Genomic DNA, 26,829 nt, shown 5'->3' on the forward strand with positions numbered 1-26,829 from the left:
AGTGAAGTCAGGATGGCTGGCTTTATCCGGAAATCCAAGCCGATAGCCTCTGCAAGCATTCCAGCCAGAGGAGTTCGCCATGACCGACCATCGCATCCAGGGCAAGACCGTGCTCATCGCCGGCGGCGCCAAGAACCTGGGCGGCCTGCTCGCCCACGACCTCGCCGCCCACGGCGCCAGCGGCATCGCCATCCACTACAACGGCATCGCCGCCCGCGGCCAGGCCGAGGCGACCGCCGCCGCGGTGCGCGCCGCCGGCAGCAACGCGCACCTGTTCCAGGCCGACCTGACCCGCGCCGGGGCGGTGGAGAAGCTGTTCGCCGACGCCCGCCAGGCGCTGGGCCGCATCGACATCGCGGTCAACACCGTCGGCAAGGTGCTGAAGAAGCCGATGGCCGAGGTCAGCGAAGCCGAGTTCGACGAGATGGACGCGGTGAACAACAAGGTCGCGTTCTTCTTCCTGAAGGAAGCCGGCCGCCACCTCGCCGACAACGGCAAGGTCTGCACGCTGGTGACCTCGCTGTTGGGCGCGTTCACCCCGTTCTATTCCAGCTATGCCGGCACCAAGGCGCCGGTGGAGCACTACACGCGCGCGGCCGCCAAGGAGTTCGGCGACCGCGGCATCTCGGTGACCGCGATCGGTCCGGGACCGATGGATACGCCATTCTTCTATCCGGCCGAGGGTGCCGACGCGGTGGCCTACCACAAGACCGCCGCGGCGCTGTCGCCGTTCTCGCGCACCGGCCTGACCGACATCGAGGACATCGTGCCGTGGATCCGCTTCCTGGTGTCCGAGGGCTGGTGGATGACCGGGCAGACCATCCTGGTCAACGGCGGCTATACGACGCGCTGAGGTAGCCGCCCTTCTCCCGCCGGGAGAAGGTGCCCCGAAGGGGCGGATGAGGGTAGGGACGGGCGCGGGTATCAACCGCGACGAACAGGCTGCGATATGGTTGAGCATCCGCCGATGCCTTCATCGCCATTGCCTGCAGTCCCCGGCAGCACGGCGTCGCCCGCACCCTCACCCCAACCCCTCTCCCGGCGGGAGAGGGGCTTGGTGCATTACCCCAGGCTGCGCGCCGTGTTGATGATGTTCACCCCGTCGAAGCGCGTCGTCGCCGAGCCGTGCGACACCGCCGAAACCTGGCCCGGCTGGCCCTTGCCGTCGAAGAACGAGCCGCCCAGGCGGAAGTCGCGCTCGTCGCAGATGGCCGAGCAGGCGTTCCAGAACTCCGGCGTGCGGATCTGGTAGGCGGCGTCCTCGACCATGCCGGTGATCTCGCCATTTTTGATCTGGTAGCAGAGCTGGCCGCCGAACTGCGCGTTGTAGCGCTGCTGGTCGATGGAGTACGAACCGCGGCCGTGGATGTAGATGCCGTTCTCCACGTCCTTGACCATCTGCGCCGGCGTCAGCGGCACCTTGCCCGGCGCCAGCGACACGTTGGCCATGCGCTGGAACTGCACGCTCTTCCACGAATCGGCATAGCTGCAGCCGTGCGAGGCGTTCTCGCCAAGGATATGCACCTCGTCGCGGGTGGCCTGGTAATTGACCAGGATGCCGTCCTTCACCAGGTCCCAGCGTTTCGTCTTGACGCCCTCGTCGTCGTAGCCCACCGCGCCCAGGCTGTAGGGCTCGGTCTTGTCGGCGGTGAAGTTGACGATGTCGCTGCCCCAGCGGAAGCCGGCCTCGCGCTTGTCCAGCGTGGCGAAGCTGGTGCCGGCGTAGTTCGCCTCGTAGCCGAGCACGCGGTCCAGCTCCAGCGGGTGGCCGACGTTCTCGTGGATGGTCAGGAACAGGTTGGACGGGTCCAGCACCAGGTCGTACTTGCCTGGTTTGACCGACGGCGCCTTCAGTTTTTCCTGCGCCTGCTTCGCCGCGGCGATGGCGTCCTCCACCGGATCGTAGGAATGGCCGTAGCCGATCACCCCGCCGGGCAGGTGGTACTTGCCCGCGGCGTCGCCATCGAGGAACTCCCAGCCCATGCCGGCCGGCGCCGACAGCCCGTTGCGGGTACGGAACCTGCCGCTGGCCTTGTCGATGGCGGTGGCGGTGAACGGCAGCCAGATGCGGTGCACGTCCTGGTCGATCCACGAACCGTCGCTGGAGGCGAAGTACTTCTGCTCGTTGACCAGGAACAGCTGCGAGTTGATGAAGCTGGCGCCGGCATTGAGCGCGGCGGCATTGATCGACAGCAGCAGGTCCACCTTGTCCTTGACCGGCACCGCCATCGCGTTGCGGCGGATCGGCGTCTGCCAGCGCACCTCGCCCACGCCGGGCGTGGGCGCCAGCTGCACCGGCCGGGTCTGGGCCTTGGCGTTCGCGCGGGCGATGGCCAGCGCCTGCGCCACCGCGGTGGCCACGCCCTGGTCGGTGGACTGGTTGCTGGCGGCGAAGCCCCAGGCGCCATCGACGATCACACGGATGCCGACGCCGGCCGACTCGCTGTTGGTGACGTTCTGGACCTTGTCCTCGCGGGTGATGATGGCCTGGTTGAGGTAGCGGCCGATGCGTACGTCGCAGTAGCTGGCGCCGCCTTTCCGCGCCAGCGCCAGCACGGTGTCTGCCAGCACCTTCTTGCGCGTCACGTCGGCCGGCGCCAGCAGTTCCTCGGCGGCGATCAGGCGGGCATTGGGCAGCATCATGCCGGCGAGGCCGAGGCCGGAAAGCGCGAGGAACTGGCGGCGTTGCATGCGGAACTCCATGGGCGTGGCGATGCGGGCATCGCGCGGGACCCCCGAATCTCGGCCGCGGCGCGGTGCCGGCACAAGTGACCATGGTCATGCGTGGCGCGCGCATGCGCTCCGGCACAATCGCCCGGACCACAGGAGACGCCCCGCCGCGATGACCGCCAAGCCCCACGCCGAATCCTGCGACCGCAACCGCGAACCGATCCTGGCGGTGCTGCGGCGCCACCTGGGCGATGCCCGCAGCGTGCTGGAGATCGGCAGCGGCACCGGCCAGCACGCGGTGCACTTCGCCGCGGCGATGCCGTGGCTGCGTTGGCAGGCCAGCGACCACCGCGACCACCTGTGCGGCATCGGCCAATGGCTGGACGAGGCCGCGCTGCCCAACACGCCGGCGCCGCTGGAACTGCAGGCGGTGGTGGGCGCCGGGCTGCGGCCCGCGCCGCCGCTGCCGGTCGTCGACGGCGTGGCCGGCTTCGATGCGGTGTTCACCGCCAACACCCTGCACATCATGGGCTGGGATGCGGTGCAGGCGCTGTTCGCCGGGCTGCCGTCGCTGATGGCGCCGGGCGCGCTGTTCATCGCCTATGGGCCGTTCAACTATGGCGATAATTTCAGCAGCGACAGCAACCGCGCCTTCGACGGCTGGCTGAAGGCGCGCGACCCGCGCTCGGGCATCCGCGATTTCGAGGCGGTGGACGCCCTGGCCCGCGCGCAGGGGATGGAACTGCGCGAGGACGCGGCGATGCCGGCCAACAACCGCACTCTGGTCTGGCGGCGGACGCCGGCGCGGACCGGCTAGGATGCGGAAACTTCAACACGGGGCAGGTGGACGGATGCAGGTGCGCGACTGGTTGTTGGCGATGATGCTGGGCCTGGCGCCGCTGGCCGGCGCGCAGGCGCAGGACGGCGGTGCGCGGCAGGCGGCGACGCAGGTGCAGGCGCGCTATCCGGGCGTGATCGAGCTGGAGGTGGACGCCAGCGACATCGAGCGCCGCATCCAGCGCGTGCGCGAACGCATTCCGGTGTCACCCGGCCCGCTGACCCTGTGGTACCCGCAGTGGATTCCCGGCAACCATGCGCCGACCGGGCCGATCAACCAGATCGCCGGGCTGGTGATCCACGGCAACGGCCAGCCGCTGCCCTGGACCCGCGATTCCGGCGACATGTACGCCTTCCGGCTGCAGGTGCCCGCGGGCGTGGACACGCTGGACATCGAGTTCCAGTACCTCTCGCCCACCGCCGCCGACCAGGGCCGGGTGGCGATGACGCCCAACCTGCTCGACCTGCAATGGCACCGCGTGGTGCTGTACCCGGCCGGCTTCGACGCGCGCGGCATCCAGGTCAAGCCAGCGCTGCGCCTGCCCGAAGGCTGGCAGAGCGGCACGGCGCTGGACCTGGCCCGGCGCGACGGCGCCACCGAGCACTACGCGCCGGTGCCGCTGATGACGCTGATCGATTCGCCGGTCTATGCCGGGCGCTGGTTCCGGCGCTTCGCCCTGGACGACAAGGCCGCGCAGCCGGTATGGCTGGACGTGGTGGCCGAGAACCCGCAGGCATTGCAGGCCGACCCGAAGGTGCTGGACGCGCACCGCGCGCTGGTGCACGAGGCCGACAAGGTGTTCGGGCCGCGCCCGTATACCCGCTACGACTTCCTGCTGGCGGTCTCGGACGTGTTCAGCGGCATCGGCCTGGAGCACGCGCAGTCCAGCGAGAACGGCATGCACGACGGCTACCTGCGCGGCGAGCGTCCCTACGCCGACAACGACCTGCTGCCGCACGAATACGCCCATGCGTGGATCGGCAAGGCGTGGCGCCCACGCCCGACCTGGGTGCCGCACTACAACGCGCCGATGCACAACGACGAGCTGTGGATGTACGAGGGCCAGACCCAGTACTGGGCGGTGATGCTGGCCACGCGCTCGGGCCTCTGGAAACGGGACTACGCCATGGCGATGCTGGCCCAGCTGCAGGCCAACTACGCCACCCAGCCGGGGCGGCAGTGGCGCGACCTGCACGACACCGTGCACCAGGGCATCCTCGACTTCAATTCCAGACCGCAGGCCTGGGCCGACTGGCAGCGCGCCTTCGAGTTCTACAACGAGAGCACCCTGCTGTGGCTGGGCGTGGATGCGCGGTTGCGCACGTTGTCCAAGGGCAAGGTGGCGCTGGACGACTTCGCGCGCCGCTTCCACCAGGGCGGCGCGCAGGGCGAGATCCGCCTGTACGACCGCGCCGACGTGATGCAGGCGCTGGAGGCGGTGCAGCCCGGCGGCTGGGACGCCTTCATCGGCCAGCGCCTGGACGCGCGCGATGGCAGCGCGCCGGACGGCCTGGAAGCCGCGGGCTGGGAGCTGTACTACGGCGAAGCGCCGAACCTGGTGGTCGCCGACGGCGAGGCCGATGGCGTGACCGACCTGCAGTATTCGCTGGGCCTGAAGGCCGGCAGCGACGGCGTGCTGCAGTGGGTGGGCTGGGACGGCCCGGCGTTCAAGGCCGGGCTGGCGAAGGACGTCACCGTGGTGGCGGTCAACGGGCTGGCCTACAGCGGGGCGCGCCTGAAGCAGGCGGTGAGCGACGCCAAGGGCGGCACGCCGGTCGAGCTGATCGTGCGCCAGGCCGACAGCTTCCGCACCGTGCGCATCGACTACCGCGACGGCCTGCGCTACCCGCACCTGCGCCGCATCGCCGGCCGCAAGGATCTGTTGACGGAGATTCTTGCGCCGCGGCGTTGAGGTCATTGGCCCGCATGCGCTTCGTGTGGATCGAAGCGCTCCGGGCCGCCGTCAGGCGTCCGGCGTCATCTGTGCCAGGCGCGCCGCGGCTTGCCGCAGGCCCTCGAAGACCGGGGTGGCGACACGATCCGGGAAGTCGGGCGGCAGTGTTGCCTGCACCGTCCGGATGGCCGGCTCGACGCGTTCCAGCAGTTCAACGATCCACGGTTCGGCGCCTTCGGCAACGCCGCAGGCGCGTGCGGTTTCGTTCCAGTGCCTGCGACGGATATGCAGGAGCTGGCGATGCCGGTTCCGGCCGCTCACCGCCATTGCCAGTGCCGCCTTGTGCGGGGAGACGTGATTCGGCCCGTTCCCTAGGATCGGATATGCCGAGATCACGTCGTAGACCGGCGTCAGCCGGAAGCGCCCCGCCGCTTCGATGTGCAGGCTGAAGTTCTTGGCGTGCCCGTCGGTGGCGGCCAGCATCCAGAACAGCAGCTGGGTCTTGAAGAAGGTGGCACGGTCCTGCGGCTGCTCCGATTGGCGCAGCAGTTCCATGATCTGCACGATGCCCGGGCCGCCGTCGCTTTCGTACTTGCGCGAGGAGGGCAGGCCGAACGCCTGGCACATGTCCTCCTGCGGCAGCCGCAGCCACCCGCGGCCGTTGCGGGCAAGCCGGCGGTCGAAGCGCTCCACGATCAAGGCGCGCTGATCGCCGAACTGGCCGATCGAGGTAGCGGCGACGGGGATGCCGAACGCGGCCAGCAGCTGCATGCACAGCCATTCGTTCTCCACCGACAGCTGCATGTCGGCGCGCATGTTCCCTACCAGCCCCAGCGGCAGTTTGAAGATATGCGTGCTGGGCGTGCTGCCGGTGGGAACGCACCAGCGGTCGTCATGGCGCAGGAAGGCGGTCTTTTCCTGCGCGCCGGCAATGGAGATGCGGAACTCGTCATCCACATGCCGGCCCGGCAGCGCGGCGCTGGTGACCGCCTGCAGACGGCCCGCCACCTGGGCATCGCTCAACGGCGTGCAATCGATGCGGTGGATGTCTTCCGACACCATGCCGGGAGGAAGCAGCTGTACGGCGCCGACGCAGTCGCGGCCGATTTCCTGCAGCAGGTCGAACGTGCCGGATGAGCGGATGCCGAAGCGGTCGCGGATGCGATTGCGGATGACGCCGTTGTCCGGCAGCAGGTTGTCGAAGTAATCCGTGACCACCGGGCCGCGGTGGCTTTCACCGTCCGGCAGCAGCGGCAACGACAGCGACAACGGACGCGGCAGTTCGGAGTCCAGCCACGTGGGGAGATAGGTCAGCCGTGGCCCGGTGCGCGCGCCCTCCTGCCACGAGGCGACTTCCAGGCCGTTCATCCATACCCGCAACTCGCCCATGGCTCACCACTCCAGGCCGGTATCGGGCGTTTCCTGGCCGCGTGGTTGCAGGGAAACCTCCAAGCCGAGTTCGGCCCATACCCGCATCAGCCGCTCGAAGGTGGCCGCCTCGGGCTCGCGCTCCAGCGCGGTGATGGCTTGCCGGGAGATGCCGAGGCGTTCGCCCAGCTGGGCCTGGCTGAGCCCGGCCTGCCTGCGGAATGCCCGCATCAAGGGGCCCAACTGGTGGGCGGTGCGGAGGGTGTGGCGTTTGTTTGTCATGGCGGGCGCCCGAAGCACGAGGTGCCGAGGCAACTTATGCCTTGCATATGCAAAATGCAAGGCATAGGTTTCATTTCCCGAATGCAACCCATACATTGCATGTCCTGCATGCGATGTACGGATTGCCTGCTGGGACTACGCCGCCTGCACGATATGCAGCGCCTTCGGATTGCGCCAAGTCGCCAGCAGCGCCGCTTCGCGGGCCTTGGCCTCGTGCAGGTGCGCTTCCTTGACGTGGCCGTAGCCGCGGATGTGCTCGGGAATGCTGGCGATCTCCACCGCCAGCGCCAGCCGGCCGGCGTCGAGCGTGCCCAGCAGTTCCTGCAGGGTCTTCTCGTAATCGGCGATCAGCTGGCGTTCGCCGCGGCGCTCGGCGGTATAGCCGAAGGGGTCGAAGCGGCTGCCGCGCAGGCCCTTGAGCCTGGCCAGCAGGCCGAAGGCCTTGAACATCCACGGCCCGTATTCCTTCTTCTGCAGTCGGCCCTGTTCGTCACGCTTGGCGAACAGCGGCGGCGCCAGGTGGAAACGCACCTGGTAGTCGCCTTCGAACTGCTGCTGCACGCGCTTGAGGAAGTCGCCGCTGGTGTACAGGCGGGCCACCTCGTACTCGTCCTTGTAGGCCATCAGCTTGAAGAAATAGCGCGCCACCGCCTCGGTCAGCGCGGTGCTGCCCGGCGCCACGCGCTGTTCGGCCTTGCGCACCGCGTCGACCAGCTGGCGGTAGCGGGTGGCGTAGGCGGCGTCCTGATAGTCGATGAGGAAGCCGCTGCGGCGGGCGATCAGTTCGTCCAGCGAGCGCGACAGGCGCGCGTCGTCCAGGGTCGGGAAGGTGACGTCGCCCGGCTGCGGGTCGTTGGACGGCAGGCCGCGCACTTCCGGTTCGTTGCCGGGGTTGCGCGGCGCCGACGGCGCGCCGGCCTCGCTGCCTTCCCATTCGCCCGGCGGCAGTTCGCGCAGCGGGCCGGGGGTGCGCTCGGCCTCGGTGGGCGCGTTGCGCACCAGGCCGGCGGCCTGCTGCACCGCCTGCGGGTCGATCGCGGCCAGGCGGCCCCAGGCGAAGGCGCGCTGGTTCATCTCGATGGCGGCGCCGTTGAGCTCGATGGCGCGCATCAGCGCTTCCAGCGACAGCGGCACCAGCCCCTGCTGCCAGGCGAAGCCGAGGATGAACAGGTTGGAGGCGATGGCATCGCCGAGCAGGGCGGTGGCCAGCTGGGTGGCGTCGAGCAGGATCGGGTCGCGCCCGCCCAGCGCCACCTTGACCCCGGCGATGATGTCGGCGGCCGGGAACTGCATGTCCGGGTGGGTGGTGAAGGTGCCGGGCATCGCCTCGTAGGTGTTGAGCACCACCTGCGAACGCTCGCCGCGCACCTTGGACAGCGCCCAGTAGTCGTTGACCACCACCATGTCGCAGCCCAGCACCAGGTCGGCCTCGCCGGCGGCGATGCGCACGGCGTGGATGTCGGCCGGGGTGTTGGCGATGCGGATGTGGGTGGTGACCGCGCCGCCCTTCTGCGCCAGGCCGGTCTGGTCGAGCACCGTGGCGCCCTTGCCCTCCAGGTGGCCGGCCATGCCCAGCAGCGCGCCGATGGTGACCACGCCGGTGCCGCCGACGCCGGTGATCAGGATGTTCCAGGGCTGCGACAGGTCGCTGTGGAACACCGGGTCGGGCAGGTTGTCGAGCAGGCTGGCGGCATCGCTCTTCCTGCCCTTGCGCAGCTGGCCGCCGTGCACGGTGACGAAGCTCGGGCAGAAGCCCGTCGTGCAGGAGAAATCCTTGTTGCAGTTGGACTGGTCGATGTCGCGCTTGCGGCCGAACTCGGTTTCCTTCGGCAGCACCGACACGCAGAAGCTCTTTTCGCCGCAGTCGCCGCAGCCTTCGCAGACCAGCGAGTTGATCATGGTGCGCTTGGGCGGATCGACCAGCTTGCCGCGCTTGCGGCGGCGGCGCTTCTCGGTGGCGCAGGTCTGCTCGTAGATCAGGATGCTGGTGCCCTTCACCGTGCGCAGGTGCTTCTGCACCGCGTCCAGCTCGGCGCGGTCGTGGAATTCTACCTCGTGCGGGAACTCGTGCCGGCGCAGCTTCCACTTTTCGATGTCGTCGGACAGCAGCACGATGGTGTGCACGCCCTCGGCGCGCATCTGCTGGGCGATCTGCGGCACGGTGAGCGTGCCGTCCACCGGCTGGCCGCCGGTCATCGCCACCGCGTCGTTGTAGAGGACCTTGTAGGTGATGTTGACGCCGGCGGCGATGGCCTGGCGGATCGCCAGCGAGCCGCTGTGGAAATAGGTGCCGTCGCCCAGGTTCTGGAATACGTGCGGTGTGTCGGTGAACGCCGCCTGCCCGGCCCAGGTCACGCCTTCGCCGCCCATGTGGGTGAAGGTGTCGGTGTCGCGGTCCATCCACGTCACCATGTAGTGGCAGCCGATGCCGGCCATCGCCCGCGAGCCGTCCGGCACGTTGGTCGAGGTGTTGTGCGGGCAGCCGGAGCAGTAGTGCGGCACGCGCGGGAACTGCGCGCGCGGCAGCGCCATTTCCGCTTCCTTCTCGTCCATCCAGCGCAGGCGCTGCTCGATGGATTCGGTGTTGAAGAAACGCTGGATGCGGCGGCCGATCACGCCGGCGATGGTGGCCGGCGTCAGTTCGCCGGTGGACGGCAGGATCCACTCACCCTGCTCGTCGTACTTGCCGACGATGGACGGGCGCGCGCCCCAGCTGGCCGGCCAGTTGTAGAAGTACTCCTTCATCTGCCGCTCGATGAAGGCCTTCTTCTCCTCCACCACGACGATGTCTTCCAGGCCGCGCGCGAACGCGCCGATGCCCTGCGGCTCCAGCGGCCAGGTCATGCCGACCTTGTAGACGCGGATGCCGATCTGCGCGCAGGCCTTCTCGTCCAGGCCCAGGTACTCCAGCGCCTGCAGCACGTCCAGGTAGCTCTTGCCGGTGGTGACGATGCCCAGCCGCGCCTGCGGCGAATCCATCACCACCCTGTCGATGCCGTTGGCGCGGGCGAAGGCCTGCGCGGCCTTCACCGCGTAGCGGTGCAGGCGCATCTCCTGGTCCAGTGGCGGGTCCGGCCAGCGGATGTTGAGGCCGGCCGGCGGCATCTCGAAGTCCTCCGGCAGGATGATCTGGCGCGCGAACGGGTCCACGTCCACCGAGGCCGAGGATTCCACCGTCTCGGCGATGGTCTTGAAGCCGATCCAGCGGCCGGTGTAGCGGCTCATCGCCCAGCCGACCAGGCCCATGTCGAGGATGTCCTGCACGCCGGCCGGGTTCAATACCGGCATCATCGCGCTGACGAATTCGTCCTCGCTGCCGTGCGGCAGGGTGGAGCTGCGGCAGGCATGGTCGTCGGCGGCCAGCGCCAGCACGCCGCCGTGCCTGGAGGTGCCGGCGGCATTGGCGTGCTTGAACACGTCGCCGCAGCGGTCCACGCCCGGGCCCTTGCCGTACCACATGCCGAACACGCCATCGACGTTGGCGCCGGGGAACAGGTTGGTCTGCTGCGTGCCCCACACCATGGTCGCGCCCAGGTCCTCGTTGAGGCCCGGCACGAACTTCACCTTCGCCGCCTCCAGGTGCCGGCGCGCGCGCCACAGCTCCAGGTCGAAGCCGCCCAGCGGCGAGCCGCGGTAACCGCTGACGAAGCCGGCGGTGCTCAGCCCGGCCGCCGTGTCGCGCTGCTGCTGCATCAGCGGCAGCCGCACCAGCGCCTGCACGCCGCTCAGGTAGATGCGGCCGTCGGTGCGGGTGTACTTGTGCTCCAGCGTGTAGTCGCGGTCGCGCACGCCGGTCAGCGGCGTGTTGGCGGAGGCGGGGGAGGTGAGTTCGGCGGTACTGGTCATGGCTGGCCCATTGCAGGAACGGCTGGCAGCGCGGCCGCGCCAGGGCGGCGCGCACGCGGCCGGCGATTGTAACAGCGGGGGTTTTGGCGCCCGCCGCTGCTCCGGCGGGCGGACTCGCGGGCGGCCGCCCGAGCGGTTAGGATCGGACCCTTGCTGGATGCTGAACGATGGGGATTGCAACATGCAGGTGATAAGGTGCGTGGCCGGCGGCCTGTTGCTGCTGGCTGGCTTGTTCTGTTCGACGGCGTGGGCACAGGGGATGCCGAAGATCGCCGAGTTCTATTTCGATGACGACACCGCGGCCAGGCCCATCCAGGCGCTGCCGCCGGAACAGCCGGGGCTGGTCGACCAGTTGATGAAACTGCGCGAGCGCGGCCGCAAGGGCGTGGATGCCACGGTCCAGCTGGCGGGCATCGCCTATGCCGAAGGCCGCGGGGAGCTGGCGGCCAAGCTCTACCAGGAAGCGCTGGCGTCGGTCTCCGAAAACTCGCTGCAGTCGCGCAGCATCCGCTGGAACCAGGGCTGGGACCTGTACCGCCAGGGCGATGCCGAGGGCGCACTGGCGCTGTGGACGCAGGCGGCCAGCGGCACGCGCGGCAACGCCAGCTGGGCACCGCCGACCCTGGCGTTGGCGCTGTGGGCACTGGGCCGTCGCGATGAAGCGCTGCAGTGGTACGCGGCAGCGGTCCGCACCGAGCCGGAGCAGTGGAACACCCCGGCGCGCTTCCCGCAGCTGCTGCCGCTGTGGAAGGACGAAGAACGCGCGCGTCTGGCCGAAGTGCAGCAGGCCTGGGCCGCGGATCCGCCGGCCTGGCCCTGAGCTGCCAGGCAAACCCCGCTGCCGGGCCGGCCCGGCGGCGTATTGGCGGGTGCCCTCAGTCCGCCGGCACCGTGCGCCCGCGCGCCCAGTCGCGCAGCGCCTGTACCTGTTCGGCCATCAGTACCGACAGCGGCCGCGTGTTGCGGATCTCGGCCATCAGCAGGTCGGTGTCCAGCGGCGCGCGCTCGGCGTGCGCGGCGTACAGGCCGGCGACTACCGCCTGCTCGATCTCGGCGCCGGAAAAACCGTCGGCCGCGGCCGCCAGCGCCGGCAGGGCGAAGCCGTCGGCGTCCAGCCCGCGCTTGCCCAGGTGCAGCCGCAACAGTTCCACGCGGGTGTCGGGCGCGGGCAGGTCGACGAAGAAGATCTCGTCGAAGCGGCCTTTGCGCAGCAGTTCGGCCGGCAGCTCGTGCACCTGGTTGGCGGTGGCGACGATGAACACCGGCGCCTTGCGTTCGGCCATCCAGGTCAGCAGGTAGCCCAGCACCCGGCGCGAGACGCCGCCGTCCTCGCCGCTGCTGGCCAGGCCCTTCTCGATCTCGTCGATCCACAGCACGCACGGCGCCAGCTGCTCGGCCGAGGCCAGCGCGTCGCGCAGGTTCTTCTCGGTCTCGCCGTGGTACTTGTTGTACAGCGTGCCGAAGTCCAGCCGCAGCAGCGGCACGCCGAAGCCGGCGGCAGTGGCCTTGGCCAGCATCGACTTGCCGCAGCCCTGCACGCCGAGCAACAGCATGCCGCGCGGCGGGTCCAGCCCGGGCGGCGCGTCGCCGGCGACGAACACCGCGCGGCGCTGCTCGATCCAGCGTTTGAGCCGCGCGGCGCCGGCCACGTCGCCGAAGCGCGCGCTGTCGTAGTCGTAGTGCAGGTGGCCGCTGCGGTTGAGCAGTTCGAACTTCAGCTTCGCCAGCTGCGGCAGGTCGTCGGCGCGCAGCGCGCCGTCGCTGTAGATCAGCTGGCGGGCGATGCGGCGCGCGTCGGGCAGGCTCAGGCCCTGCAGGTTGCGCAGGATCTGCCGCACCGCGTCCTGGTCCACCTCCACGCGGCGGCCGCCGTTGTCGCCGGCGTAGGCCGCCGCTTCCTCGCGCAGCATCTTCAGCAGCGCGTTTGCGTCGGGCAGGCGCGGGTTGAAGCGGGTGGCCAGCGCTTCCAGTTCGGCCGGCAGTTCGACCTTGGCGCCGACCAGCACCAGCACGTGCGGCTGGCTGTGGCGGCGCTGCACGATGTCGCGCAGCAGGCGCTGGTGGCTGGCGTAGCCCAGGTAGGGGTGGAAATCGAGCAGCAGGTAGATGCCGCGCTGCTCGGCGGCCTGGATCATGCGCAGCGCCGCGCTGGCGTCGGGCGGGCCGACCGCCTCGTCTTCGCGGTCCATGTCGATGCGGCGCAGGCCCTCGGTGATCGACCAGCGGTACAGCGCCCGCCATACGTGCATCAGCGCCTGCCGGAACAGGTCCACGACCCGCGCCTCGTCCGGGGTTTCGATGACGATCAGTGGCGTATTGGCGCGGATCAGCGCGGTCAGGTCCTGCAGTTCGCTCATGGCGGCTCCGGTGTGGACCGCCACGATAGCAAAGCGCGCGCCGCACCCGCAGGAGCGCAGCCTGGTGCGCGGCGGGCTTTGCCGGGAACGCCCACCGCGCGCCGTCCTCACGCACCGACTACCGCGGCCGTCGCGCGCCGGTGTACGCTGCGGGCAGTCCCGCGCAAAACGAGGCGTGCATGAAGACGATCCTGGTGGCCGGTTCCAAGGGCGGTGTGGGCAAGACCACCATCGCCACGCATCTGGCCGCGCACGCGGCGCTGCAGGGCAGGGCGACGGTGATCGCCGACGCCGACCCGCAGGGGTCAAGCACCCGCTGGGCGCAACGCCGCGCCGGCCTGGACAGCGCCGTGCTGCCGGTGGACGTCTACCGCAAGAAGGCCTGGGAAAAGCACATTCCCGATGGCGCCGAGCAGGTGATCATCGACGCCCCGGCCGGCGCGCATGCGGACGATCTCGAGCATTTCCTGGACGTGGCCGACGCGGTGGTGGTGCCGGTGCTGCCGTCGGCGCTGGACATCGAGGCCATCGTCGGTTTCCTGAACAGTCTGGCCAAGGTCAGGCGCGTGCACTCGCGCGCGCTGCCGGTGGGCCTGGTGCTCAATCGCACCAAGCCGTGGACGCAGACGTCGCAGCAGGCGCGGCAGATGCTGGCGCAATGGCCGTACGAAGTGGTGGCGCAGCTGCGCGACAGCCAGAGCTACGTGGTCATGGTCGGCCTGGGCCGCAGCCTGTTCGACTACCACTCCGCCCAGGTCCGCGAGCACCAGCAGGACTGGGAGCCGCTTCTGAAATGGTTGAACAAGGTCTGACCCGGAGCTAATGAAACCTCATGCGTGAACTGATCCTGCTGCGACATGCCCACGCCGAGCCGGCCGACAATGGCCTGGCCGACATCGACCGTCCGCTTTCCCCGCATGGCCTGGCCGAGGCCGAGGCGGCCGGTCGCTGGCTGCTGGAGCAGCGGCTGGTGCCGGACCGGGTGCTGTGCTCGCCGGCGCGGCGCGCGCGCGAAACGCTGGAGGCGGTGCTGTCGCTGACCGGCTATGTCGAGCAGCGGCTGGAGGAGCGGATCTACGACGCCACGCCCGGGACCCTCGCCGCGCTGGTGGACGAGCACCGCGAGGTCGAGCGCCTGCTGCTGGTCGGCCACAACCCGGGCATGGAGCGGCTGGTGGCGCTGATGCACAGCGGCCAGTCCGGCGACTACCGCGGCATGCCCACCGCCTCGGTGGCGGTGCTGTCGCTGCCGATGGCCGCGGCGATCGAACCGGGCATCGCCCGCCTGGCCGCCTTCTGGTGGCCCTGAGCCCATGACCGCGATCCGCCGCGTGCGACGGTCCGGGGGCCAGGGTGGCGCGCGGCGCATGCGCGCCGGTGCGGGTACATGGGCGGACGGCGCCGGCGGCCCGTCCCCGGCTGCCGGCGGATGCGACGGGAACGTGGACAGGGGCTGAGCGCATGCGGTCGGTGTGTGCTGGACTGCTGCTGACACTGCTGGCGGCGACGGGCGCGGCGTCCGCGTCGCAGCCGCTGCAGTTCGATACCGTACATTCGCGCTTCGGCTTCGAGATCCGCACCCGGTTCGGGCAGCGGATCGAGGGCGAGTTCCCACGCTTCGACGGCTGGATCACGGTGCTGCCCGACGGCCGCCACCAGGTGCGCCTGCGCATGTTCACCCAGTACGTCGAGATTCCCGGCAAGCCGCGCTACACCGGCTGGATGCGTGGCGAGGACTTCTTCGACGCGCAGCGGCATCCGCTGGTCGAGTTCGAATCCGACCCCTACGAGCCGGACATCGTCGAACGCGGCGGCAGCGTGCAGGGGCGCCTGACCATCCGCGGCGTCAGCCGGCGCGAGGTGCTGCGCCTGGAGGAGCCTGAATGCGCGAGGCCGGGCTATGATTGCGACCTCGTCAGCCGGGGTACCGTCCAGCGCGGTCGTTACGGCATGGACAGCTGGCAGTTCGCCCTGAGTGACCGTGTGACCTTCATATTGCGTACGCGCCTGGTGGGCGCCCCCCTGCCGTGAACCTGCTGCTCCGCCTCCTGCTGCTCGGCTCGGCCCTGCTGGCCGGCGGCTGCGCGTCGCTGTCGCCGCAGCAGCGCGAGCGCGCCGAGGGCATCGCCGTGGCCGCCCGCTCCACCGCGCTGGACTGCGAACGCCCCGACCGCTGCGCGCTGGATTCGCCGCTGCGCGCGCTGGGCGCGCAGGCCATCGCCGATTCCGAGGCCGCCGGCGCGCCGCGGCATTACGCCACCCTGCTGGATGAGGGCGAGCTGTCGCTGGTGGCGCGGCTGAACCTGATCCGCAGCGCCAGCCGCAGCGTCGACCTGCAGACCTACATCTTCGATACCGACGACAGCGCGCGCATGATCATCGACGCGCTGCTGGACGCCGCCCGGCGCGGGGTCAAGGTACGGTTGCTGATCGACCAGCTTTCGGCGATTTCCGACCTGCAGATGCTCGGCGCGCTGTCCGGCGCGCACGCCAACTTCGAGCTGCGCATCTACAACCCCACCTTTGGCAAGGCCAAGCTCAACTACTTCGACTACGCCGGCAGCGTGCTGTGCTGCTTCCGCCGCTTCAACCAGCGCATGCACAACAAGCTGCTGGTGGTGGACGGGGTGGTCGGCGTGGTCGGCGGGCGCAACTACCAGGACGACTATTACGACTGGGACCGCGAGTACAACTTCCGCGACCGCGACGTGGTGGTGGCCGGGCCCGAGGCGCGCGAGATGGCCGCCAACTTCCAGGCGTTCTGGGAAGCGCGCCGCAGCGTGCCGGCCGAGCGCCTCAACGACGTCGGCCGGACCCTGCTGCGGCATGGCGTGCCCGCGCTGCCCGAAGCGCGTTTCCTGCGCCCGGAGCGGGTGGCGCGCGCCGCCGCCGAGGCCGCCGACCCGGCGTTCGTCGCCGAGGCCTTCGTCGACACCGCGCTGCCGGTGCGTTCGGTGGCCTACGTCGCCGACCTGCCGCGCAAGCACCGCGGCGACCAGGCGCCGCACGCCACCGAGCCGCGGCTGGACGCGCTCATCGCCGGCGCGCAGTCCGAAGTGCTGCTGCAGACCCCGTACCTGGTGCTCTCCAGGCCGGCGCAGAAGCTGTTCGAGGACCTGCGCGCGCGCCAGTCGCCGCCGCGCGTGGTGGTGTCCACCAACAGCCTGGCGGCGACCGACAACCCGATCGTCTATGCGATGTCCTACAAGTACAAGCGCCGCAACCTGCGCGTGCTGGGCTTCGACGTCTACGAGTACAAGCCGTTCCCGCTGGATGCGCCGGTGGCCCCGGCCAACCTGCTGTCCGCGGCGCTGGACGACGCGCCGCCGCCGCCGGACCGGGTGATCGGCGCGAGCGTGGCCGGCAGCAACGTGCGCGGCAGCGGTCCGGGGCGGCGCGCGGGCGCCGATGGCAGCGAGGTCGAGCGCGAGGTGCTGCGTACCGAGACGCGGCCTTCGTTCCTCGGCAGCAAGGCGGCCAACCGTCCGCTGCCGGTCACCCGGCGCGGCGCGCGCATGGGCCTGCACGCCAAGTCGCTGGTGGTGGACCGCCGCATCGGCGTGGTCGGCACCCACAACTTCGATCCGCGCAGCGAGAACTACAACACCGAGGGCGCGGTGATCATCGACGACCCGGTGTTCGCCGAGCGGCTGGCGCAGAGCATCCTGCGCGACATCGCGCCGGACAACGCCTGGGTGGTGGCGCCGCGCGAGAAGGCACCGGTACTTTCGGGGCTGAACTACAGCCTGGGCAAGGCCTCCGAGGCGCTGCCGATCCTCGACGTCTGGCCGTGGCGTTATGCCACCAACTACGCGTTCCAGCCGGGACCGGAATGCCCGCTGCCGCTGTCGCGGCACGATCCGGACTTCCGCCGCTGCTACGTGCCGGTGGGCGACTTCCCCGAGGTCGACGTCGGGCCGAAATGGCTGCTGGTGCGCATGCTCACCGCGTTCGGCGCGGGGCTGGTGCCGATCCTGTGATCCGGCCGGGTCGTGGCGCCCACCGGGTCGTGCGCCCGGCGTCGATCCTCATCATGCGCGGCGGCCGTTTGGTTCCGGCGCGCGATCCATCCCGCGTCGCCGGCATGCATCCGGCAGACCGCCGCCACAGCGAGGAAACCGACCGTGGGCCTGGAACAAGAGCACAACCCTTCCGCTTTCAAGCACAGCGTGGGCCCGGCCCTGCTGGAGCGCATGGGCCGTGAGATCGAGGCGGTCCATCCCGCCTTCGATCGCAGGGCCTTCGAAGGCATCGCCGGCGACCTGGCGCGGCTCGAGCTCAAGCCGCGCATCGCGCGGGTGCGGGACGAGCTCGCGCGGCGGCTGCCCGCCTCCTACCCGGACGCGCTGGCCGTCCTGCTCGCCGCCGCCGGGAGAGGGAACCTGCGCGGTTTCGACATCTGGCCGTTCACCGATTTCGTGCAGACCTTCGGCCTGGACGACCGCAGGCGCTCGCTCGATGCGCTGACCGTGCTCACCCGGCTGTTCACCGCCGAATTCGCCGTCCGGCCCTTCCTCCGCCTGCACCCGCAGGAAACGCTGGCCCATCTCCTGCGCTGCACGGCATCGGACAACGAACACGACCGGCGCTGGGCTTCGGAGGGCTCGCGGCCGCGCCTGCCCTGGGGCGAACGCCTGCAGCAGCTGGTTGCCGACCCCACGCCGACCCTGCCCATCCTGCGCGCGCTGGTCTTCGACGCCTCGCTCTACGTGCGCAAGAGCGTCGCCAACCACCTGAACGACATCGCCAAGGACCATCCCGGGTACGTGGTGGATACCCTGCTCGCCTGGCGCAGGGAGGCGACGACCGCCGAGGAGAAGGCGCGGCTGGAATGGATCACCCGGCATGCGCTGCGCACCCTGATCAAGGCCGGCCACGCGCCGGCCCTGGCGGCGATCGGCGTCGATGCCGGCGCCGCCGTCCGCGTGCATGGCCTGCGCTTCGAGGAGGCGGTCTACGCGATGGGCGACACGCTGGTCTTCGCCATCGATCTGGAATCGCGCTCGTCCCGGAACCAGCGCATCGTGCTCGACTATGCGGTGCACTACCGCAAGGCGAACGGCGCGCTCAGCCCCAAGGTCTTCAAGTGGAAGACCTTCGAGCTTCCGCCCGGCGCCCGGCTGCGGCTGGAGAAGCGCCACGCCCTGCGGCAGGTAACCACCCGTGTGCATCACCCCGGTGCGCACGCGCTCTCCGTCCAACTCAACGGCAGGACGCTGGAAACGCTGCGCTGGACGCTGGCGTCCTGAACCATCTGCCGCCCTTGACCGGGAATTCACGGCAGGGACCTATAAAACAAGGGTGGGCCGCCGCGCGGCCCGTGTTCCGGCGCTCCGCCCGCCCGCCGTTCCCGCGCCGCGTGGAACGGGCCCGCTCCGCCTTCCAGGGGGCCGCGGCACGGGCCGGTGGCGCCCTGCGCATGACGCACATCCCGCCGTTGCCGCCGGAACCGCCTTCTGTTCCCACCCGGAGCATTGCCATGAGCCACGCCTTCAAGGTCGGCGACCACGTCCGCTGGAATTCCGAGGCCGGCCACGTCACCGGCCACATCATCAAGGTCCATACCCGCGATACGTCGTACAAGGGCCACATGCGCCGCTGCAGCGAGGACGACCCGCAGTACGAGATCCGCAGCGACCGCACCGACCACATCGCCATGCACCGCGGCGCGGTGCTGGAGAAGATCGGCTGACATGGCCGGCGTCGCCACCGTCTGGACCGTCGGCCATTCCACCCGCGACTGGGACGACTTCCTCGCGTTGCTGGGTGGGTACGGCATCGAGGCGGTGGCCGACGTGCGCCGTTTCCCCGGCTCGCGGCGCCATCCCTGGTTCGCCGGCGAGACCATGGCCCGCACCCTGCCGGCGGCGGGCTTCGACTACCTCTGGCTGCCGCAGCTGGGCGGGCGCCGCCGCGCGCTGCCGGGCTCGCCCAACGGCGCGTGGCGCAATGCCGCCTTCCAGGGCTACGCCGATCATCTGCAAAGCGCCGAGTTCGCCGAAGGCCTGGCGCTGCTGCTGGAACTGGCCGCGCGCCGCCGCACCGCGCTGATGTGCGCCGAAGCGGTGTGGTGGCGCTGCCATCGCCGCCTGATCGCCGACGTGCTCACCACGCGCGGCATCGAGGTGCGGCACATCCTCGACGCGACCCACCTGCAGGTGCATGCGCTGACCGACACCGCGCGCCTGGTCGATGGCCGGCTGGTCTATCCGCCGCCGCAGGACGATCTGTTCGGGTGAACCCGGCCTGCGCGCGGCCCCGTAAACTGGCATCGATTCCACACCGGTCATCGCCATGGTTTTCCGCGCCCCCGTTTCACTGGACGAACTCAACCGCCTCAGCCGGGGCACCCTGATCGACCACCTCGGCATCGTATTCACCGGCGCCGGCGAGGACTGGCTGCAGGCGACCATGCCGGTGGACGAACGCACGCGCCAGCCCTACGGCCTGCTCCATGGCGGTGCCTCGGTGGTGCTGGCCGAGACGCTGGGCAGCAGCGCCGGCAACCTGTGCGTGGATACCGCCAGCCAGGTCTGCGTGGGGCTGGAGATCAACGCCAACCACCTGCGCGCGGCCCGCTCGGGCGTGGTCACCGGCACGGCGCGCGCGCTGCACGTCGGCCGCACCACCCAGGTCTGGGAAATCCGCATCGAGAACGAAGCCGGCAAGCCGGTGTGCATTTCGCGCCTGACCCTGGCGGTGGTGCCTGTTTGACCTGCTTCCACAGGTTGAGGTTGCCGTAGGAGCGCACTTCAGTGCGCGATCGAGGCTTCCCCGGTAGAGCCCCATCGCGCACTGAAGTGCGCTCCTACGGCCGTTCCCGGGCCCACGCCTCCAGCTCCTCGGCCGGCAGCGCCGGGGTGAAGTGGTAGCCCTGCGCGATGCAATAGCCCTGTTCGCCGAGCAGGCGCAGCTGTTCGGCGCTTTCCACGCCCTCGGCCACGACCGTCAGCCGCAGGCTCTGGCCGATATGGGCGATGGCGCGGGTCAGGGCGCTGGCCACCTCGTCGCTCTCGATGCCGCGCACGAAGCTGCGGTCCAGCTTGAGTTCGCTGATCGGCAGCAGGCGCAGGTAGCTCAGGCTGGAGTAGCCGGTGCCGAAGTCGTCCATGGACAGGCGCACGCCCAGCGCGTGCACCGCATGCAGCGTGCGCAGGGTGCTGGGGTCGGTATCCAGCAGTACGTCCTCGGTGATCTCCACGGTCAGGTCGCCGGGCTGCAGCGCGTTGTGCCGCAGCACCTGTTCGATCCGCGCCGGCAGGTCCAGGTCGTGGAAGTTGGTCGGGGACAGGTTCACCGCCACGCAGGGCACGTCCAGTCCGGCGCGGCGCCAGCGCGCCAGCTGCGCGCAGGCCTCCTCCAGCACCCAGTGGCCGATATCGACGATCAGCCCGCATTCCTCGGCCAGCGGGATGAAGCGCATCGGCGGCACCTCGCCCAGGCGCGGATGCCGCCAGCGCGCCAGTGCCTCCACGCCGCACAGGCGGCCGTCGCCGATCCGGATCTGCGGCTGGTAGTGCAGGTGCAGCTGGCGCTGCTCGACGGCCTCGCGCAGCGCCGTCTCCAGCGCCAGCCGTTCCTGCGCGTTGTGGTCCATCTCGCGCGAATAGAAGCGCGCGCCGTTGCGGCCGCCGTTCTTGGCCTGGTACATGGCCATGTCAGCGTGGTGCAGCAGCGTTTCCATGTCGTGGCCGTCGTGCGGGAACATGCTGATGCCGATGCTCGCCGACGGGCGGATCTGCACTTCGTCCAGCGGCAGCGGCAGCGACAGCCGGCGCAGGATGCGCTCGGCGCGCTCGGCCGCGGACTGCGCGTCGCAGGCGGCGAGCACCATCACGAACTCGTCGCCGGACAGGCGGCCGACGATGTCCGCCGCGCCGGCCTCGTCCTGCAGGCGCCGCGAGACCGCGCGCAGCAGCTGGTCGCCGCCGGGATGGCCGAAGGAGTCGTTGATCTGCTTGAAGCGGTCCAGGTCGATGAACAGCACCGCCAGCGCCTGGCCGGCGCCGGCCGCCGCGGTGATCGCCTGGTCGGCCTGGGCATGCAGCAGGTTGCGGTTGGGCAGGCCGGTGAGGTCGTCGTAGAAGGCCAGCCGGCGGATGCGGTTGCGCGCTTCCTCGCGCTCCAGCGCCAGCGCGCACAGGTGCACGATCACGTCGACCAGGCGGCGGTGGAAGGCGTCCGGATCGTGCGGCCGCCGGTAATAGAAGGCGAAGGTGCCCAGCACGCGGCCGTCGCTGGCCTTGATCGGCGTGGACCAGCACGCCGCCAGCCCATGCTCCAGCGCCAGGTGGCTGATGCCCTGCCAGTTCGGGTCCAGCGCGATGTCGCGCGCCACCACCGTCTGCCCGGTGTGGGCGGCGGTGCCGCAGCAGCCCACGCCCGGACCGACCGGGATGCCGTCCACCTGGCGGATGTAGGCCTCCGGCAGGCTGGGCGCGGCCAGCGTGCGCAGCCGCCCGTCCTCCACCCGCAGCACCGAGCACAGCACCTGCGGCGCGGTCTGCTCCACGTCGCGGCACATCATCTGCATCACCTCGCTGGTGGGCACCTCGCGCACCAGCGCGTCCAGCATCCGGTGCTGCAGCACCTCGTGCACCTTGGTGTGGGTGATGTCCATCAGCACGATGACCAGGTTGGCCAGCGTGCCGTAGTCGTCGAAGATCGGGTTGACGCTGACCGAGCACCACAGCGGCCGGCCGTCGCGGCAGGCCACGCGCTCGTCGCAGCGCACCGGCTCGCCGGCCAGCAGGCGCGCGGCGTGGTCCAGCACCGCGCGGCGGCGGGTGCGGTCGGGCACCAGCAGCGCGGCGACGTGGCGGCGCAGGACCTGGCTGGCGTCGAAGCCGAACAGGCGGCAGAAGCCCTTGTTCAGGTGCACGACGCGGCCGCGCGCATCGGTGATCAGCACCGCGCTCTGGGTCTCGTCGAAGCCCAGCGACAGCAGCCGTTCGCGTTCCTGGCGCTGGCGCCGCGCGGTGACGTCGCTGACGAAGGCCATGTGCAGCTGACCGTCCGCGCCCGGCGTCTGCGCCAGCGACACGCTGATCCAGCGCGTCTGCCCGTCCTTGCGCACCAGCTGCACGTCGCGCGGCTGGCTGGCCAGTTCCTGCACGCGGTTGGCCGGGCCGGGGTGGCGTTCGCTGTCGTAGCGCTCGCGCATGGCCGGCGGCGCCAGGATGCCCAGGTTGCGGCCCACCGCCTCGGCGCGCGGCCAGCCGGACAGGACTTCCATGGCCTTGTTGAAATGCACGATGCGGTTCTGGTTGTCGAACAGGATCACGCCGCTGTCGACTTCCTCCAGCGCCGCCGAGAACAGGCGCAGCATGTCCCCGGCCGCCGACCGCGCTAGCTGCTCCATGTCCGGTTCCCCCAGAAGGCGTGAGCGGATTTATACCGCTTTGCCGGCGCGTCCGGGTGAGCGCGCCGCGGCCGCCGTGCGCCCGGCCGCGGCCCTGGCCGCCGCTGGCGGAAGCCGGACCGCATCCGGTATCGTGCGCGGATGACTTCCCCCCGTCCCGCCCGCCAGGGCAGCGTGGCGCGTGCGTTCCGTTATCTGTACCGCGTGCCGCTGCTGCTGGTCCACGTCGTGATCTTCCTGCCGCTGATCCTGCTGCTGATGGCGCCGCCGTTCGGCCGCCTCGGCGCGGCCACCGATCCGCTGGAACACAAGGTGGTGCGCTGGTGGTCCGGCGGGCTGATGTGGATCTTCGGTTTCCGCCTGCGCCGCCTCGGCCAGCCGCAGCCGGGGGCGGTGCTGTTCGTCGCCAACCATGTCGGCTGGGTCGACATCAGCATGATCCACAGCCAGAAGATGGTCGGCTTCGTCGCCAAGCGCGAGATCGCCGGCTGGCCGCTGGTCGGCTGGCTGGCCAGCCGCGGCCACACCATCTACCACCAGCGCGGCAACACCGAATCGCTGGGCGGGGTGATGGAGGAGATGGCCAAGCGGCTGCGCGAGGGCCGGCCGGTGGCGGTGTTCCCCGAAGGCCGCACCCGCGGCGGCCACGAGGTCGGCCCGTTCCATGCGCGCATCTTCCAGGCGGCGGTGGAGACCGGCGTGCCGGTGCAGCCGGTGGCGCTGCGCTACGGCGTGCGCGGCGATGCCCAGACCCGGGTCGCGTTCGCGCCGGGCGAGAGTTTCTTCGGCAATTTCCTGCGCTTGCTGGGCGAGCCGGCGCGCCGCGCCGAGGTGCATTTCCTCGAGCCGGTCGGCAGCCACGACCTTGAAGGGCGCCGGCGCATCGCCGAGACCTCGCGCGCGCGCATCGTGGCGGTGATGGAAGGCGCCTAGCGCGATGGCGCTGGTTCACGCCTTCTCCCGCCGGCGGCGCGCAGCATGAGCGCCATGTTGAGCGCCACCCAGTACCAGCCGCCGCGCTGGCTGCGCAATCCGCACCTGCAGTCGATGCTGGCGTCCAGCGGGGTGCGCCTGCGCCGCGGCCAGCGGCTGCTGGCCTCCAGCGGCGCCATCACCCGCGAACTCATCCTCGACGGCGGCGACGGCGTGCGCCTGCAGGCCTGGCACAGCCGCCTGCCGGGCGGCGCGCCGGTCGGCCTGGCGCTGCTGCTACACGGCTGGGAGGGCAGCGCCGAATCCAGCTACATGCGCATGACCGCCGCGCGCATGCTCGAACAGGGCTTCGACGTGGTGCGGCTGAACTTCCGCGACCACGGCAACACCCATCACCTCAACCCGGGCATCTTCCATTCCTGCCGCATCGACGAGGTGGTGCAGGCCGCCGGCGACCTGGCCGGGCGCTTCCCGGGGCTGCCGCTGGTGGCGGCGGGCTACTCGCTGGGCGGCAACTTCGTGCTGCGCCTGGCCCTGCACGCGCCCGCCGCCGGCGTGCCGCTGCGGCACGTGGCCTCGGTATGCCCGGTGCTGGACCCGGCGCTGACCATGGACAGCATCGAGCGCGGCCCGGCGATGTACGACTGGTATTTCCGCCGCAAGTGGACCGGCTCGCTGCGGCGCAAGCGCGACCTGTTCCCGGAACTGGCCGACTGCGACGACACCGTGCTGAAGCTGGACATCCGCGCGCTGACCGGCTGGCTGGTCGAGCGGCACACCGCCTTCGCCACGCTGCAGGACTATTTCGACGGCTATTCCATCGCCGGCCCGCGCCTGTCCACGCTGGAAGTGCCGGCCGACATCCTGATGGCGCGCGACGATCCGGTGATCCCGTTCACCACCTTCCGCCACTGGCGCCTGCCGGCGCACGCGCGGCTAGAAATCGCGCGCTGGGGCGGGCACTGCGGCTTCATCGAGAACCTGCGCGGCGACGGTTTCGCCGAGCGCTGGGTGGCGCAGCGGCTGGCGGCGGCGGTGGGCGCCTGGCAGGCGCCGGAAGAGGCCGCGCTGGCGCTCGGTTCCTGAGTCCGCAGCGCCAAAGGCGTGCGGAGCAGGCTGCGCCTCTACAATGGCGCTTTGTGCCTACGCCGGACCGCCATGCAAGACACGATCATTCAAGCCCTGCGCCGCAACGCCACCGACGACGCCATCGCCGCCGCCCGGCAGTGGGTCGCCGCCGAACCGCAGCAGCCGCAGGCGCACCGCTGGCTGGCGCTGGCCCTGCAGCAGCAGGGCGATGCCGCCGCCGCCCAGGCCAGCCTTGAACAGGCACTGGCGCTGGCGCCGGACAATGCCGACCTGCACCTGCAGCACGCCGGGCTGCTGCTGGCCCAGCGCCGCATCGACGACGCCGGGCAGGCGCTGGAGCGCACCACCGCGCTCAACCCCAACGAATTCTCCGCCTACCTGATGCAGGCGCACCTGGCGCTGGCGCGCGAGGACATCGACGAGGCCGAGCGCCTGGGCCGCATGGCCGCGCGCGTGGAGCCCGACAGCCCGGAACTGGGCGCCATCGAAGGCATGGTCGCGCTGCGCCGCGGCGACGCCGACCGTGCGCTGGCGGTCCTGTCGGCCGCCAGCCAGCGCCTGCCCGACGATCCGCGCGTGCTCTACGCGCTGGGCTTCGCCTATCTGGGCAAGGACCTGCTGGCCTTCGCCGAACAGGCGTTCCGCCGCGTGGTCGAACTGAATCCGTCCAACCATGCGCTGCGCGGCCTGCTGGTGCAGCTGGCGCTGCGCCAGGGCCACCCTGACCGCGCCGCCGAGGTAATGCGGCAGGTGCTGTCCACGCCGGAAGGCGACACCCCGGGCATGCGCCGCCTGGCCGGCGAGCTGGAGCTCGAATCGGGCCAGCCGCTGCAGGCGCTGGAGCACCTGCGCCCGCTGCTGGCCGAACTGCCCGGCGACCGCGCCACCCTGCAGATGCTGCTGGTCGCCTGGCAGCGCCTGGGCCGCGAGGACGAGGCGCGCGCCGAACTGGACGCGGCGCTGGCCGCGCACCCGCAGCTGCACGACCTGTGGCTGGCGCGGCTGGCGGTGGCGCCGGTCGGCAGCCCGGAAGCGGTGGAGGTGGTCGAGCGCTGGCTGGCGGCGATGCCCGATCACCTGCCGGCGCTGGAAGCGCGCCTGCGCCTGCACGACATGAACGAGGAAGCCGATGCCGCCGAAGCGGTGGCGCGGCGCATCGTCGCCCTGGAGCCGGGCCGCGTCAGCGGCGAGCAGCGCATCGTCGAAGCCCTGCTCGAGCGCGAGCCGGCGGCGGCCATCGCCCATGTGCAGGCGCTGATCGACAGCGCGCCGGAAGCCGCGCAACCGGAACTGCGGGTGTGGCTGGGCGCGGTGCAGGACCGCGCCGGCGAGCCGGCCGCGGCGCTGGCCACCTGGCAGCGCCTGCACGGCGACCTGGCGCCCTCGCGCCTGCCGCTGCCGCCGCAGGCCAGGGCGCCGGGCGAATGGCCTGCGATGGGCGAGGTGGCGCAGGACAACCCGATGCGGCCGCTGTTCGTCTGGGGCGCGCCGGGTTCGGGCGTGGAGCGCGTGGTGACGGTGATGGCCGCCGGCAGCCCGGTGCTGCGCGGCGACCGCTTCGGGCCGAATCCGCCGGACGACGCCTTCCAGAACTTCCACACCCTGCAGCGCCTGGCCGAGGACGCGCTGAGCCCGGCGCAGTTCGTGCAGCAGTGGCGCGATGCCCTGCCGGCGCGCGGCATCGCCGACGGCAACGTGATCGACTGGCTGCTGTGGTGGGACAACGCCCTGCTGTGGGCGCTGCGCCCGCAGCTGCCGGAAGGCCGCCTGGTGGTGGTGGTGCGCGACCCGCGCGACATGCTGGTCGAATGGCTGGCGCTGGGCGCGCCGGCACCGCTGGCGCTGACCTCGGCCGACGAGGCGGCGCGCTGGCTGGCGCGCGCGCTGGAGCAGGTGGCCGACCTGCACGAGCAGGATCTCTACACCCACCTGATCCTGCGCATCGACGACGCGGTCAACGACCCGGCGGCGATGGGCAACCTGCTGGAACAGGCCTTCGGGCTGCGCTTCCCGCCGGTGCGCAGCATCGGCCCGGCCACCATCCCGCCCGGCCACTGGCGCCGGTACGCGCAGGTGCTGGCCGCCGAATTCGCGCACCTGGCCCCGGTCGCCGCGCGCCTGGGCTATCCCGACGCCTGAGCGCGCGATCCACCCGTCGATCCACACGTAATGGCAGGCGCCGGCCGCGGCC

General features: G+C 70.8%; 21 protein-coding genes. 15 read left to right on the forward strand and 6 right to left on the reverse strand.

Translation table 11 applies throughout. The features are described 5' to 3' along the window. Nucleotides 1-79: 79 nt before the first annotated feature. Nucleotides 80-853, forward strand: a complete 774-nt coding sequence (locus ABTV91_RS03230) for an SDR family oxidoreductase (RefSeq protein WP_433853196.1) — start codon at nucleotides 80-82, stop codon at nucleotides 851-853. Between the two features lie 209 nt (nucleotides 854-1,062). Here the strand turns inward: ABTV91_RS03230 and ABTV91_RS03235 are convergent, their stop codons facing one another. Then, the gene (locus ABTV91_RS03235) at nucleotides 1,063-2,691 is read right to left on the reverse strand and encodes a TldD/PmbA family protein (protein WP_433853197.1); all 1,629 of its coding nucleotides are present in this window, start codon (nucleotides 2,689-2,691) and stop codon (nucleotides 1,063-1,065) included. Between the two features lie 151 nt (nucleotides 2,692-2,842). On the opposite strand from ABTV91_RS03235, the gene ABTV91_RS03240 reads away from it, so the two are divergent. Next, on the forward strand, nucleotides 2,843-3,487 hold the full coding sequence (locus ABTV91_RS03240; RefSeq protein ID WP_433853198.1) for a DUF938 domain-containing protein: 645 nt from the start codon (nucleotides 2,843-2,845) through the stop codon (nucleotides 3,485-3,487). Between the two features lie 40 nt (nucleotides 3,488-3,527). Beyond that, nucleotides 3,528-5,420, forward strand: coding sequence for a peptidase M61 (locus ABTV91_RS03245; protein ID WP_433853199.1), 1,893 nt, complete (start codon nucleotides 3,528-3,530; stop codon nucleotides 5,418-5,420). 51 nt (nucleotides 5,421-5,471) lie between these two features. Here ABTV91_RS03245 and ABTV91_RS03250 read toward each other — a convergent pair whose 3' ends face one another. The 3 genes from ABTV91_RS03250 to ABTV91_RS03260 all read right to left on the reverse strand — a co-directional run bounded on the left by ABTV91_RS03250 (nucleotide 5,472) and on the right by ABTV91_RS03260 (nucleotide 10,898). Beyond that, on the reverse strand, nucleotides 5,472-6,791 hold the full coding sequence (locus ABTV91_RS03250) for a type II toxin-antitoxin system HipA family toxin (RefSeq protein WP_433853200.1): 1,320 nt from the start codon (nucleotides 6,789-6,791) through the stop codon (nucleotides 5,472-5,474). A gap of 3 nt (nucleotides 6,792-6,794) precedes the next feature. Further along, nucleotides 6,795-7,052: a helix-turn-helix domain-containing protein gene (locus tag ABTV91_RS03255; RefSeq protein ID WP_153191580.1), complete on the reverse strand. Its 258-nt coding sequence runs from the start codon at nucleotides 7,050-7,052 to the stop codon at nucleotides 6,795-6,797. A 135-nt stretch (nucleotides 7,053-7,187) separates the two neighbouring features. Next, a complete protein-coding gene (locus ABTV91_RS03260) occupies nucleotides 7,188-10,898 on the reverse strand; it encodes an indolepyruvate ferredoxin oxidoreductase family protein (protein WP_433853201.1) in 3,711 nt (1,236 codons plus the stop codon). Between the two features lie 181 nt (nucleotides 10,899-11,079). Here ABTV91_RS03260 and ABTV91_RS03265 point away from each other — a divergent pair, with 181 nt between their 5' ends. Beyond that, a complete protein-coding gene (locus ABTV91_RS03265) occupies nucleotides 11,080-11,718 on the forward strand; it encodes a tetratricopeptide repeat protein (RefSeq protein ID WP_433853202.1) in 639 nt (212 codons plus the stop codon). 55 nt (nucleotides 11,719-11,773) lie between these two features. Here ABTV91_RS03265 and ABTV91_RS03270 read toward each other — a convergent pair whose 3' ends face one another. Beyond that, on the reverse strand, nucleotides 11,774-13,255 hold the full coding sequence (locus tag ABTV91_RS03270; RefSeq protein WP_433853203.1) for an AAA family ATPase: 1,482 nt from the start codon (nucleotides 13,253-13,255) through the stop codon (nucleotides 11,774-11,776). A 179-nt stretch (nucleotides 13,256-13,434) separates the two neighbouring features. Here ABTV91_RS03270 and ABTV91_RS03275 point away from each other — a divergent pair, with 179 nt between their 5' ends. The 8 genes from ABTV91_RS03275 (at nucleotide 13,435) to ABTV91_RS03310 (ending at nucleotide 19,969) form a co-directional block, all read left to right on the forward strand. Next, complete coding sequence (locus ABTV91_RS03275; protein ID WP_433853204.1) at nucleotides 13,435-14,067, forward strand: AAA family ATPase; 633 nt, start codon at nucleotides 13,435-13,437, stop codon at nucleotides 14,065-14,067. A 20-nt stretch (nucleotides 14,068-14,087) separates the two neighbouring features. Beyond that, on the forward strand, nucleotides 14,088-14,564 hold the full coding sequence (locus ABTV91_RS03280; protein WP_054662172.1) for a SixA phosphatase family protein: 477 nt from the start codon (nucleotides 14,088-14,090) through the stop codon (nucleotides 14,562-14,564). Nucleotides 14,565-14,716: 152 nt separating this feature from the next. Continuing rightward, a complete protein-coding gene (locus ABTV91_RS03285; protein ID WP_433853205.1) occupies nucleotides 14,717-15,286 on the forward strand; it encodes a YceI family protein in 570 nt (189 codons plus the stop codon). Then, entirely contained in the window at nucleotides 15,283-17,235 is a 1,953-nt protein-coding gene (locus tag ABTV91_RS03290; RefSeq protein WP_433853206.1) for a phospholipase D family protein, read from the forward strand. The genes ABTV91_RS03285 and ABTV91_RS03290 overlap by 4 nt, the downstream gene beginning before the upstream one ends. A 144-nt stretch (nucleotides 17,236-17,379) precedes the next feature. Continuing rightward, nucleotides 17,380-18,504: a hypothetical protein gene (locus ABTV91_RS03295; RefSeq protein ID WP_433853207.1), complete on the forward strand. Its 1,125-nt coding sequence runs from the start codon at nucleotides 17,380-17,382 to the stop codon at nucleotides 18,502-18,504. Nucleotides 18,505-18,734: 230 nt separating this feature from the next. Further along, on the forward strand, nucleotides 18,735-18,947 hold the full coding sequence (locus tag ABTV91_RS03300; protein WP_433853208.1) for a DUF2945 domain-containing protein: 213 nt from the start codon (nucleotides 18,735-18,737) through the stop codon (nucleotides 18,945-18,947). A 1-nt stretch (nucleotide 18,948) separates the two neighbouring features. Continuing rightward, nucleotides 18,949-19,494: a DUF488 domain-containing protein gene (locus ABTV91_RS03305; RefSeq protein WP_433853209.1), complete on the forward strand. Its 546-nt coding sequence runs from the start codon at nucleotides 18,949-18,951 to the stop codon at nucleotides 19,492-19,494. A gap of 55 nt (nucleotides 19,495-19,549) precedes the next feature. After that, nucleotides 19,550-19,969, forward strand: coding sequence for a hotdog fold thioesterase (locus ABTV91_RS03310; RefSeq protein ID WP_433853210.1), 420 nt, complete (start codon nucleotides 19,550-19,552; stop codon nucleotides 19,967-19,969). A gap of 94 nt (nucleotides 19,970-20,063) precedes the next feature. On the opposite strand, the gene ABTV91_RS03315 is transcribed toward ABTV91_RS03310, so the two are convergent. Continuing rightward, nucleotides 20,064-22,616 carry an EAL domain-containing protein gene (locus ABTV91_RS03315; RefSeq protein ID WP_433853211.1) on the reverse strand — a complete coding sequence of 851 codons (2,553 nt, stop codon included), beginning with the start codon at nucleotides 22,614-22,616 and terminating at the stop codon, nucleotides 20,064-20,066. A gap of 141 nt (nucleotides 22,617-22,757) precedes the next feature. Between ABTV91_RS03315 and ABTV91_RS03320 the strand changes: the two genes are divergently transcribed. The 3 genes from ABTV91_RS03320 (at nucleotide 22,758) to ABTV91_RS03330 (ending at nucleotide 26,777) form a co-directional block, all read left to right on the forward strand. Continuing rightward, entirely contained in the window at nucleotides 22,758-23,549 is a 792-nt protein-coding gene (locus tag ABTV91_RS03320) for a lysophospholipid acyltransferase family protein (RefSeq protein ID WP_433853212.1), read from the forward strand. 57 nt (nucleotides 23,550-23,606) lie between these two features. Continuing rightward, on the forward strand, nucleotides 23,607-24,635 hold the full coding sequence (locus ABTV91_RS03325; protein WP_433854111.1) for a YheT family hydrolase: 1,029 nt from the start codon (nucleotides 23,607-23,609) through the stop codon (nucleotides 24,633-24,635). A gap of 72 nt (nucleotides 24,636-24,707) precedes the next feature. Then, on the forward strand, nucleotides 24,708-26,777 hold the full coding sequence (locus ABTV91_RS03330) for a tetratricopeptide repeat protein (RefSeq protein ID WP_433853213.1): 2,070 nt from the start codon (nucleotides 24,708-24,710) through the stop codon (nucleotides 26,775-26,777). Nucleotides 26,778-26,829: the final 52 nt, after the last annotated feature.

The organism is Stenotrophomonas nitritireducens (genome assembly GCF_050984405.1).
GTDB classification, from domain to species: domain Bacteria; phylum Pseudomonadota; class Gammaproteobacteria; order Xanthomonadales; family Xanthomonadaceae; genus Stenotrophomonas; species Stenotrophomonas nitritireducens_B.

Excerpts from the sequence above, each read along its gene's own strand:
- ABTV91_RS03240 (WP_433853198.1), top strand. The coding sequence starts at position 2,843 with ATGACCGCCAAGCCCCACGCCGAATCCTGCGACCGCAACCGCGAACCG.
- ABTV91_RS03315 (WP_433853211.1), bottom strand. The coding sequence starts at position 22,616 with ATGGAGCAGCTAGCGCGGTCGGCGGCCGGGGACATGCTGCGCCTGTTC.
- ABTV91_RS03235 (WP_433853197.1), bottom strand. The coding sequence starts at position 2,691 with ATGCAACGCCGCCAGTTCCTCGCGCTTTCCGGCCTCGGCCTCGCCGGC.
- ABTV91_RS03300 (WP_433853208.1), top strand. The coding sequence starts at position 18,735 with ATGAGCCACGCCTTCAAGGTCGGCGACCACGTCCGCTGGAATTCCGAG.
- ABTV91_RS03285 (WP_433853205.1), top strand. The coding sequence starts at position 14,717 with ATGCGGTCGGTGTGTGCTGGACTGCTGCTGACACTGCTGGCGGCGACG.
- ABTV91_RS03250 (WP_433853200.1), bottom strand. The coding sequence starts at position 6,791 with ATGGGCGAGTTGCGGGTATGGATGAACGGCCTGGAAGTCGCCTCGTGG.
- ABTV91_RS03305 (WP_433853209.1), top strand. The coding sequence starts at position 18,949 with ATGGCCGGCGTCGCCACCGTCTGGACCGTCGGCCATTCCACCCGCGAC.
- ABTV91_RS03310 (WP_433853210.1), top strand. The coding sequence starts at position 19,550 with ATGGTTTTCCGCGCCCCCGTTTCACTGGACGAACTCAACCGCCTCAGC.
- ABTV91_RS03230 (WP_433853196.1), top strand. The coding sequence starts at position 80 with ATGACCGACCATCGCATCCAGGGCAAGACCGTGCTCATCGCCGGCGGC.
- ABTV91_RS03270 (WP_433853203.1), bottom strand. The coding sequence starts at position 13,255 with ATGAGCGAACTGCAGGACCTGACCGCGCTGATCCGCGCCAATACGCCA.
- ABTV91_RS03275 (WP_433853204.1), top strand. The coding sequence starts at position 13,435 with ATGAAGACGATCCTGGTGGCCGGTTCCAAGGGCGGTGTGGGCAAGACC.
- ABTV91_RS03265 (WP_433853202.1), top strand. The coding sequence starts at position 11,080 with ATGCAGGTGATAAGGTGCGTGGCCGGCGGCCTGTTGCTGCTGGCTGGC.
- ABTV91_RS03280 (WP_054662172.1), top strand. The coding sequence starts at position 14,088 with ATGCGTGAACTGATCCTGCTGCGACATGCCCACGCCGAGCCGGCCGAC.
- ABTV91_RS03260 (WP_433853201.1), bottom strand. The coding sequence starts at position 10,898 with ATGACCAGTACCGCCGAACTCACCTCCCCCGCCTCCGCCAACACGCCG.
- ABTV91_RS03330 (WP_433853213.1), top strand. The coding sequence starts at position 24,708 with ATGCAAGACACGATCATTCAAGCCCTGCGCCGCAACGCCACCGACGAC.
- ABTV91_RS03320 (WP_433853212.1), top strand. The coding sequence starts at position 22,758 with ATGACTTCCCCCCGTCCCGCCCGCCAGGGCAGCGTGGCGCGTGCGTTC.
- ABTV91_RS03255 (WP_153191580.1), bottom strand. The coding sequence starts at position 7,052 with ATGACAAACAAACGCCACACCCTCCGCACCGCCCACCAGTTGGGCCCC.